This is a genomic window from Cupriavidus necator (genome assembly GCF_040578825.1).
In the GTDB taxonomy this organism is placed as follows: domain Bacteria; phylum Pseudomonadota; class Gammaproteobacteria; order Burkholderiales; family Burkholderiaceae; genus Cupriavidus; species Cupriavidus necator_E.
The window spans coordinates 25,151-33,133 of the sequence record NZ_JBEFLI010000076.1 but is presented as its reverse complement, the minus strand read 5'-3'; the positions used below and the strand labels follow the sequence as shown (position 1 = coordinate 33,133).

General features: G+C 69.8%; 10 protein-coding genes and 1 pseudogene. 7 read left to right on the top strand and 4 right to left on the bottom strand.

Going from position 1 to position 7,983, the window contains the following annotated elements; all coding sequences use genetic code 11:
• Nucleotides 1-89: 89 nt before the first annotated feature.
• Nucleotides 90-470 (top strand): annotated as a pseudogene (locus AB1I47_RS28020) (LeuD/DmdB family oxidoreductase small subunit); the annotation flags it as partial.
• Nucleotides 471-483: 13 nt separating this feature from the next.
• Here AB1I47_RS28020 and AB1I47_RS28015 read toward each other — a convergent pair.
• A complete protein-coding gene (locus AB1I47_RS28015; RefSeq protein WP_354686961.1) occupies nucleotides 484-1,179 on the bottom strand; it encodes a phosphoribosyltransferase in 696 nt (231 codons plus the stop codon).
• A gap of 327 nt (nucleotides 1,180-1,506) precedes the next feature.
• Here AB1I47_RS28015 and AB1I47_RS28010 point away from each other — a divergent pair, with 327 nt between their 5' ends.
• Entirely contained in the window at nucleotides 1,507-1,704 is a 198-nt protein-coding gene (locus tag AB1I47_RS28010) for a hypothetical protein (RefSeq protein ID WP_354686960.1), read from the top strand.
• Here AB1I47_RS28010 and AB1I47_RS28005 read toward each other — a convergent pair.
• Complete coding sequence (locus AB1I47_RS28005; protein WP_354686959.1) at nucleotides 1,683-2,585, bottom strand: LysR family transcriptional regulator; 903 nt, start codon at nucleotides 2,583-2,585, stop codon at nucleotides 1,683-1,685. The two genes, AB1I47_RS28010 and AB1I47_RS28005, sit on opposite strands and share 22 nt — an antisense overlap.
• Before the next feature lie 172 nt (nucleotides 2,586-2,757).
• On the opposite strand from AB1I47_RS28005, the gene AB1I47_RS28000 reads away from it, so the two are divergent.
• Together AB1I47_RS28000 and AB1I47_RS27995 are read left to right on the top strand one after the other, a co-directional pair.
• Nucleotides 2,758-3,213: a nucleoside deaminase gene (locus AB1I47_RS28000; RefSeq protein WP_354686958.1), complete on the top strand. Its 456-nt coding sequence runs from the start codon at nucleotides 2,758-2,760 to the stop codon at nucleotides 3,211-3,213.
• Between the two features lies 1 nt (nucleotide 3,214).
• Entirely contained in the window at nucleotides 3,215-4,474 is a 1,260-nt protein-coding gene (locus tag AB1I47_RS27995) for a cyanate transporter (RefSeq protein WP_354686963.1), read from the top strand.
• Here AB1I47_RS27995 and cynS read toward each other — a convergent pair.
• A complete protein-coding gene (gene cynS / locus AB1I47_RS27990; RefSeq protein ID WP_354686957.1) occupies nucleotides 4,468-4,911 on the bottom strand; it encodes a cyanase in 444 nt (147 codons plus the stop codon). The genes AB1I47_RS27995 and cynS overlap by 7 nt on opposite strands.
• An 82-nt stretch (nucleotides 4,912-4,993) precedes the next feature.
• Nucleotides 4,994-5,131 (bottom strand): hypothetical protein, encoded by a 138-nt coding sequence (locus AB1I47_RS27985; RefSeq protein ID WP_354686956.1) that lies wholly within the window; start codon nucleotides 5,129-5,131, stop codon nucleotides 4,994-4,996.
• Nucleotides 5,132-5,637: 506 nt separating this feature from the next.
• On the opposite strand from AB1I47_RS27985, the gene AB1I47_RS27980 reads away from it, so the two are divergent.
• From AB1I47_RS27980 to AB1I47_RS27970, 3 genes are all read left to right on the top strand, one after another.
• The gene (locus AB1I47_RS27980; RefSeq protein ID WP_354686955.1) at nucleotides 5,638-5,760 is read left to right on the top strand and encodes a hypothetical protein; all 123 of its coding nucleotides are present in this window, start codon (nucleotides 5,638-5,640) and stop codon (nucleotides 5,758-5,760) included.
• A gap of 61 nt (nucleotides 5,761-5,821) precedes the next feature.
• Nucleotides 5,822-6,136, top strand: coding sequence for a hypothetical protein (locus AB1I47_RS27975; RefSeq protein ID WP_354686954.1), 315 nt, complete (start codon nucleotides 5,822-5,824; stop codon nucleotides 6,134-6,136).
• 725 nt (nucleotides 6,137-6,861) lie between these two features.
• Entirely contained in the window at nucleotides 6,862-7,839 is a 978-nt protein-coding gene (locus AB1I47_RS27970) for a helix-turn-helix transcriptional regulator (protein WP_354686953.1), read from the top strand.
• Nucleotides 7,840-7,983 lie beyond the last annotated feature (144 nt).

The following is a 7,983-nucleotide window of genomic DNA, read 5'->3' as shown; positions in this document are numbered from 1 at the left end:
GATGCTCCAAAAGTGGGTGGAGACTGTCGCACCTCACGGGCGAGAACGAGTAACTAAACGGATTTCGGGCGAGGGTCCTGCGTTTGCCTCTGGCCGCGCTGCGCCCGGAATTCCCGGGCAGCGTCCGAGCGGGCGATGTGCTGGTAGCGGGCGCCAACTTCGGCCTCGGCTCGTCACGCGAGCAGGCGCCGCAGGCGCTGCGCGAGCTGGGCGTGGGCGCGGTGGTGGCGCAATCCTTTGGCGGGCTGTTCTATCGCAATGCCATCAACCTCGGGCTGCCGGTGCTGGTGTGCGCCGACACCAGCCGGCTGGTTGACGGCGCGCACGTGGTGCTCGATCTGGATGCGGCGCGGGTGCGCCTTGACGACGGCAGCGAGGTCGCATGCGAGCCGATCCCGGCATTCCTGCGCGAGATCCTGGCCGCGGGCGGCCTGGTGCCCCACCTGAAGCGGCGGCTCGGCAAAGCCTGAGCGCAGGCTTGCGTCAGCGGGCGCGCTCGGTGGCTGCCTGCCGCAGCAGGCCAAGCGCCTCGTCGTCGCTGGTCTGGCTGAAATCCAGGTAAAAGGCGCCGACCGCGCCAAAATTGGGCGGCGTATTCAGGCAGATGATCTCGTCGGCGGCCGGCTGCAGGCTGGCGAGCCCGTCCTCCGAACCGACCGGCGTGGCCGCCACCACGCGTTCGGCCCCGGCCATGCGCACGCCTTCGAGCGCGGCACGCATGGTAGCGCCGGTGGCAACACCGTCATCGACCACGATCACGACCCGCCCGGCCCGTGCCGGCACCGGCTTGCCGCCGCGATAGCGCTGCTGGCGCCGGGCGATCTCGTCGAGCTGGCGGCCGCGCTCGGCGTCGAAGCTGCCGCTTTCCACCGAGCGCCGCGCCCACGGGTCGTTGTTGACCACGGTATGCGGCCCGCCGCCCGCGGCATCCCCCTCCACCACGGCCCCCAGCGCCAGTTCCGGGTAGCCGGTGGCGCCAATCTTGCGCACCAGCAGCACGTCGAGTTGGGCGTTGAGCGCCCGCGCAACCTCGTAGGCCACCGGCACGCCGCCGCGCGGCAGCGCCAGCACCAGCGCCGGCTGCCCGAGCTGCGTGGCGCCGAAGCCGAGTTCGGCAAGCCGGCGGCCGAGGTACTGGCCCGCCTCGCGGCGATCGGCAAAGCACGGTGGCACTGTCATGGCGCACTCCGGAAGGGCGGTGGAGGGACTGTCGGGTGGCTGTCGAGCCCCGTACCACCATGACGGCGGCGCGGCGCAGGCGGCCCTTCCGCCAATATAGACCCTGCCGGAGAAGGCGTTGGCGCAACGTCGCGGTATCGCGGAATTGCAGTTAATCGCGCCTAAGTCACTTTAATTGAACGCGATTCCGCAACAGTGTGTTCTGCCACGACGGGCTGATCTTCCTGCGCTGCAGCATTACGATTGCCGCAGGCGGTGAGCGACTTCCATCCGCCGCCAATCCATCTGTTCGCCGGGCCTCGCCCCGGCCACCTGAGTGAGCCCGACATGACTTCGCCTGTCAACGCCCGTGCGCAAACTGCGCGCCCCGACCACGACGCCGCCACCGAAGCGGGCCCCTCGGCCGCACCCTCCGCGCCCGACATCCCGTTCGGCTCGCTCGAAGCCGCGGCGATGGCCGAACTGCCCTACACCTTCCGCCCGGCCGGCACCTGTACCCGCTACTACCACGAGTTCTTCGGCTGAGCCTGGTGCGGTAAGGCGGGCGCCATCACGCGCTCGCACAGCGCAGCCAGCCGCGCCGCCATATCGCGCGCCGGCGCCGGCAGGTCCGGCTGCGCGTGCAGGCTCAGTTCGACCGCCGGCACCGCGGCCGGCCAGCCGTTGTCCTCGAGCACCCGGTGGTGGGCGTTGGCCAGCCGCCGCGGCAGCAGCGTGATGCCGAGCCCGTCGGCCACCGCGGCCAGGATGCTGGCCAGGCTCGCACTGACGAACGCCACGCGCCAGCGCCGTCCGCCGGCGTCGAGCGCGTGCGTCATCTCGCCCCGGTAGAGCCCGCCCACCGGAAACGCCACCAGCGGTACCGGATCGCGCGCCACCGCCGGGCGGCTGCGGCTGTCGATCCAGCACAGCGGCTCGGGCCAGTTCGCCAGACCCGGGGCGTGGCCTACGCGCTGCTTCACCAGCACCAGGTCCAGCTCGCGGTCCTGGAAGCGCTGCCACAGCGCGTGGCTCATGCCGGTGGTGACCTCCAGCCGCACCCCGGGCCAGTCGTCGGCAAACCCGGCCAGCACCGGTGTCAGCGGCCGCGCGGCAAAGTCCTCGGGCACACCGATCCGAATCTCGCCCTGGCCAGCGCTCTGGCGCAACTGGCCGACCGCCTCGGCCATCAGCGCCTGCAGCCGGCGGGCGTAGCCCAGCAGCCGCTCGCCTTCCGGCGTGGTCGTGACATAGCGCCCGCTTCGGTCCAGCAGCACGCAGCCGAGCTGGTCTTCCAGCCGCTTGACCTGCTGGCTGACGGTCGACTGGGTCAGGTGAACGCGCTGCGCGGCGCGGGTGAAGCTGCCGCTTTCCGCGACCGCCACAAAGCTCTGCAGCAGCACGGGATCGAGGTGGGGATCCTGCATCGGCATTCCATTGGGTTTTCCACTGCCGGCGATTTCATCATTTAATTTCCCAATCACCAAGCCCCGGCGTACAGTGGGCGGCCCTCGCGCGCGGTGCCAGCCGCTTGCGAAGCGCCCCCTCCTTTAGCCATGCCGCGCCGCTGCGAGCATGCACTCACTTTTTGCGCCAACCATGCCCACTCACCAGGAATTCATGCGCGAGGCGGTCCGCCTTGCCGAAGCCAACCGTGACCGTGGCGGCCGTCCCTTCGGGGCCGTGCTGGCCATCGACGGCGAGGCCGTCGCCACCGGCGTCAACGACATCGTCCACAGCCACGACCCCACCACCCATGCCGAGATGGAGGCGGTGCGCGCCGCCGCGCGCAAGCTCGGCCGCCCCGACCCGCGCGGCAGCGTGGTCTACGCCAGCGGCCATCCATGCCCGATGTGCCTGGCGGCGATGACCATGGCCGGCGTGCAGGCGGTCTACTACGCCTTCGACAACAACGACGCCGCGCCCTACGGCATGTCGAGCGAGGCCGCCTACCAGGCGCTGCGCCTGCCGCTGGACCCGGCGCCGCTGCCGCTCGCGCGCGTGCCGGTCGACCTGTCCGCCGCGCAGCTCTACGGCACGTGCCGCCGTGGCTGACATGGCTGGCGTGGCGGTGCGCTCCACGCCACGGTGGCTGGTGCTGGCCGCGGTGGCCGGCATTGGCCTCAACCTGCGTCCGTTCCTGACCGCGGTGGGCCCGCTGGCGCCGGCGATCCGCGCCGGCACCGGACTGACCTACCAGGGCATGGCCTGGCTGACGCTGTTGCCGATGCTGCTGATGGGCGTGGGCGCGTTCTTCGGGCCGGCGCTGCGCGCGCGTCTCGGTGCGCGCACCGCAATGCTCGGCGCGCTGGCGTTGCTGGGCGCGGGCTGCGCACTGCGCCTGGGCGTGGCCGATGGCACGCTGCTGATCGCGTCGGCGGCACTGTGCGGACTGGGCGTGGCTGTGGTGCAGGCGGCCTGCCCGGGGCTGGTCAAGCAGGAGTTCCCGCGCCGCGTGGCGCCGGTGATGGGGCTGTATTCCGCCGCGCTGATGGGCGGCGGGGCGCTGGGCGCGCAGCTATCGCCTTATGTGAGCGCGCAGACCGGAAGCTGGCGCGAGGCGCTGGCGCTATGGGCCCTGCCCGCGCTGGCTGCGCTGATGCTGGCATGGGTGGCGCTGCCGCGCGCCTGCGCAAACCCGGCCCCCAGTCCGGTCGAGACCGCGCCGGCCCGGCCGCCTCGCGCCGCGCGTGCGCTGCTGCGGCACCGGCGCACCTGGCTGCTGATGCTGTGCTTTGGCGTGATGAATGGCGGCTATGCCTCGCTGGTGGCGTGGCTGGCGCCGTTCTACCAGGGCCATGGCTGGAGCGCTCCGGCCAGCGGCGCGCTGGTGGCGCTGATGGCGCTGGCGCAGGCTGCCGCCGCGCTGCTGCTGCCGGCGCTGGCGGCACGGCATGCGGACCGGCGCGCGTGGATGGCACTGGCGCTGGCGATGCAGGTCATCGGCTTTGCCGGCCTGGCGCTGTGGCCCGATGCCGCGCCGCACGCCTGGGCCGTGATCGGAGGCGCCGGCCTGGGCGGCTGCTTTGCGCTGTATCTGGTGGTGGCGCTCGATCACCTGCCCGATCCGCACAGCGCCGGCGCACTGAGCGCGCTGATGCAGGGCGGCGGTTTCCTGCTGGCTGCGCTGGCGCCGTGGATCACCGCGATGCTGCGCGAACACACCGGCGGCTTCGCGGCCGGCTGGGGGTACCACATGGGTTGCGCCGCGCTGGTGGGCGTGCTGACCATGCGGCTCGATCCGGCGCGCTACGGCGCCTGCTATGCGATGCCGCCGGCCGCGCGGGCCCCCGGCCAGGCCGGGGCGATTCAGTAGGTCTTGTAGGGCAGGAACTTGCCCGACATCTCGATGCGGACCCGGTCCCCGTTGGGATCGGGTTCGCGCTGCAGATCCATGCGGAAGTCGATCGCGCTCATGATGCCGTCGCCGAACTCCTCGTGGATCAGCGCCTTGAAGGTGGTGCCGTAAATGCTGATGAGTTCGTAGAAGCGGTAGATCAGCGGGTCGGTCGGCACCTGCGTCGGCAGCGAGCCCTTGTACGGGACCGCGCGCAGCCACGGCTCGGCCTCGGGCGGCAGCCCGAACACCTCCATCACCGCGCGGGCGCCGGCCTCGTCGAATGCCATCTGGCCGAGGCACGCGGCCGTCGTCCATTCCTTGCTGCGGCCGACGCGTTCGGCGACCTGCGCCCAGCTAATGCCGCGTGTGACCTTGGCTTCGATGATGAGGTCGGTGACGTCGCTGCGGTTCATGCTGACTCCGTGACAGTAGGGTGGTTGGATATAGCCACCCGGACTGCCGCGGTCCCGAGCTGCAGACACGAACCAGCGTGCTTCAGCGTGTCAGCGCCGCCTCGACCCGGGCCGCGGCATCCGTGGGCCCGGTGTCCTGCGGTAGCGCAAACAACGCCGCGGCAGGCGGCGACAGGCCCTGCAAAATCTGCAAGGCAACCACGATGAGCATGACCGGCATGGCGCCTCCTTCAAGCACACGTGACAATTTCCTGAATGGCATAGCCGACAGCGCAAGCTTCATGCCATTGGCGCAAGCCTGGAATGGCCCGCGCACGCACTGCAAGCGTACCGCGAATGCACCCATTCGGGCACGTCGCCGGCCATGCCGGGGCATGCCGCACCGTCGCGGCGTACCCGTTTCTGCGTGGCGGCGCGGCTGCCCGCAAAGCGTGCAGCGCCTGCCCACGCGGGGCACCAGCGCTCGCCGGACTGGCGCCATCTTGCTAGATCTATTTCCGATGTAACGTCACATTACGCTTGGCGCCGCATGCCGCAGCCGCGCCGGCGCGGCGCCGTCTTGCCCGCAAACCCTTTGGGCGCAAGCCTTTCCGGTCAATGCCATGATCGGGCCCGTGCTCGCGGGCGCCACGGTCCCTTGTGAGACAGCCTTACAAGTGCAAGCCCCCGATGCGGGGGCCGCTCGCTACATTGAAGCCGTGTCCAACGCGCCCCCCAGGAGCCCAGATGAAACGCACTCTCTCACTGGTCGTGCTGCTGTCCACCACGGCCGCACTGCTTTCCGCCTGCATCGTGGTGCCGCCGCGCGGCGGTCCGCCGCACCGCTATCACCACTACGACCGTTACTGATCCATCCGGCTTTCGCCCTGCCGCTGGCAGGAACCGACCCACGCCCCCAAGGAGAACCTAAATGAAACGCCAGCTTCTGCTTGCTGCAGCCGTCCTCGCAACGGGCGGCGCCTTCGGACTGATCACCCCCGCCCAGGCCCAGCCGGTGATGGTGGCCCACGGCTATGGCCCGCCGCCGCCGCCGCGCTACGAGCCGCCCCCTGCCGCACGCCGCGGCCAGGTCTGGGTGCCCGGCCACTGGGAGGCCCGGGGCGGCCGCTATGACTGGCGCCGCGGCTACTGGCAGGCGCAGCGCCCCGGCTACCGCTACGTGCCCGAGCGTTGGGTGCGCGGCCCGCACGGCTGGGTCATGCGCCCCGGCCGCTGGGTTCGCTAAGACCTGAAGCGCACATTCACTTGCGCCGGGCGGTCGCCCGGGCTTGCCACCCTCCCCCGCACGGGTTGGTGGCAAGCCCGGCGCAGGCCGGTGCACCGCACGCTGCAAGCCTCATCCCGAAGTGTGAACCGCCTCTTCATCCAGAAGCACTAGGCCATGTGCCCTAACCGCCAAAAACCCGTGGCAAGGGTTTCGCAATTGCGAATCAATACCACGTTTCAATCTTGCAGCAATGGCACCGGCAGAGATATTACGGACACCCCACGATAGGGTTAGAAACCCCGCCCGGCCTTGCTCCTGATAATGGGTTCTGTTTCACCGCTGCAACCATTTAAAATCAATGTGTCACATCGCTGAAACCACCGCGATCCCGCTCCAGCGCGTCGTTTGCGGAACCTGGCATGGCGCATTCGGGTGAATTCTTAAAGGATTATGAAGGTCCTATCATTTCCACCCTGACTCGTCCCAAATCCACCCGCTTGCTTTCCCCTCCCCCAGCCCATAAGATGAATTTAAGCCGATTTAGGAGCGAGAGTCCTTCGGGTTCGGGTTCGGGTCATAGTTCCAGCCACCGACAAGTTCCATCCAGAACAACGGAGCTACCGGAGCATGGAAAGCATGGGGTCATCACTCGCAGACAGACACCGCCGGTGGCTGCTGTCAGGTAATACCTTCCATACGCAAAGCACCCCGCGTCCGCTCCCGAGTAAACGGGGAGTGAAGGAATGAACGCGTTACTGATCGAGGAGCATCCGTTGCTCCGGCTCGGGCTTTTGCAGATGCTCGAGAACATCCACGAATCCGCCCAGGTTGCGGCCATTGCGCCCGCGGACATCGCCAGGCTGGATACCCGGCACCATAATGCAGACCTGCTCGTGTTCGGCATGCCCGCCGACACGGCGCCGGGCTGGGAGCAACTGGAACGAGCGCGAGAAGCGCTGTCGCCGCAACGCATTCTGATCCTCGCCGACGTATTGCCTTTGCATGTCCCCAATCCGGACAGTGCGCGCGGCGTCTGCGGCTGCCTGCCCAAGTCCGCCTCGCTGGCGGTGATCGAGGCCGCCATCCGGCTGGCGGTATCCGGCGTGCAGGGGCTGCTGTTCGCGGCCGAGACCGGCACCATGCCGTCGGCCTCGCGCTCGGCCATGCCGGCGGTGCAGTCGCTGGCCTCGGCCGCGCCGCTGCCGCTCAGCAGCTCGCATGCGCAAGCCATGCAAGCCGAGCAACTGTCGCTGGTGGCCTGCGCCAGCACGCCGCGCGGCGCGGCCCGCGCCGCGGTGGCGGTGCGCGACCTGACCGGCCTGCGGCCGGGCCAGCCGCTGTCAGCACCTGCTGCGTCCGCACCGGCTGCCAGCGTCCCGCCGCCGGTGGAAGAAGAGCCCAGCTACGACGAAGCCGAGATGCTGAAGATCACGCCGCGCCAGTACGAAGTGCTGGTGCTGCTGGCGCGCGGCTACCCGATCAAGACCGTCAGCCGCATGCTCAATATCTCCGTGGCCACGGTCAAGAGCCACGCCTGCACGCTGTACCAGCGGCTGAAGGTGCGCAACAAGGGCGAGGCCGTCTACGCCGCCCTGCAGCGCGGCGCAACGCTCGAGTGGGTCAGCGGCGACGAACGCTTCACGCGCGACAGCAGCGCACGCCCGGTAGTGGCCCCGCGCACCGGCGAGACCGCCTTCCAGGCGGTCAGCCAGAGCCTGTAACGCACTGACGCTGTCACGGACAGGGCCGGCCACGTCCGGTACCTGCCACCGCCTCACCGTGCCGTGCCGCGCACCAGACGCGGCCGGCGCGCGCCCGGCCATCGCGCCGGACATCCAGCCGGCCATCGCGCCGCAAACCGGAAA

Excerpts from the sequence above, each read along its gene's own strand:
- AB1I47_RS28015 (WP_354686961.1), bottom strand. The coding sequence starts at position 1,179 with ATGACAGTGCCACCGTGCTTTGCCGATCGCCGCGAGGCGGGCCAGTAC.
- AB1I47_RS28010 (WP_354686960.1), top strand. The coding sequence starts at position 1,507 with ATGACTTCGCCTGTCAACGCCCGTGCGCAAACTGCGCGCCCCGACCAC.
- AB1I47_RS28005 (WP_354686959.1), bottom strand. The coding sequence starts at position 2,585 with ATGCAGGATCCCCACCTCGATCCCGTGCTGCTGCAGAGCTTTGTGGCG.
- AB1I47_RS28000 (WP_354686958.1), top strand. The coding sequence starts at position 2,758 with ATGCCCACTCACCAGGAATTCATGCGCGAGGCGGTCCGCCTTGCCGAA.
- AB1I47_RS27995 (WP_354686963.1), top strand. The coding sequence starts at position 3,215 with ATGGCTGGCGTGGCGGTGCGCTCCACGCCACGGTGGCTGGTGCTGGCC.
- cynS (WP_354686957.1), bottom strand. The coding sequence starts at position 4,911 with ATGAACCGCAGCGACGTCACCGACCTCATCATCGAAGCCAAGGTCACA.
- AB1I47_RS27985 (WP_354686956.1), bottom strand. The coding sequence starts at position 5,131 with ATGCCGGTCATGCTCATCGTGGTTGCCTTGCAGATTTTGCAGGGCCTG.
- AB1I47_RS27980 (WP_354686955.1), top strand. The coding sequence starts at position 5,638 with ATGAAACGCACTCTCTCACTGGTCGTGCTGCTGTCCACCACGGCCGCA.
- AB1I47_RS27975 (WP_354686954.1), top strand. The coding sequence starts at position 5,822 with ATGAAACGCCAGCTTCTGCTTGCTGCAGCCGTCCTCGCAACGGGCGGC.
- AB1I47_RS27970 (WP_354686953.1), top strand. The coding sequence starts at position 6,862 with ATGAACGCGTTACTGATCGAGGAGCATCCGTTGCTCCGGCTCGGGCTT.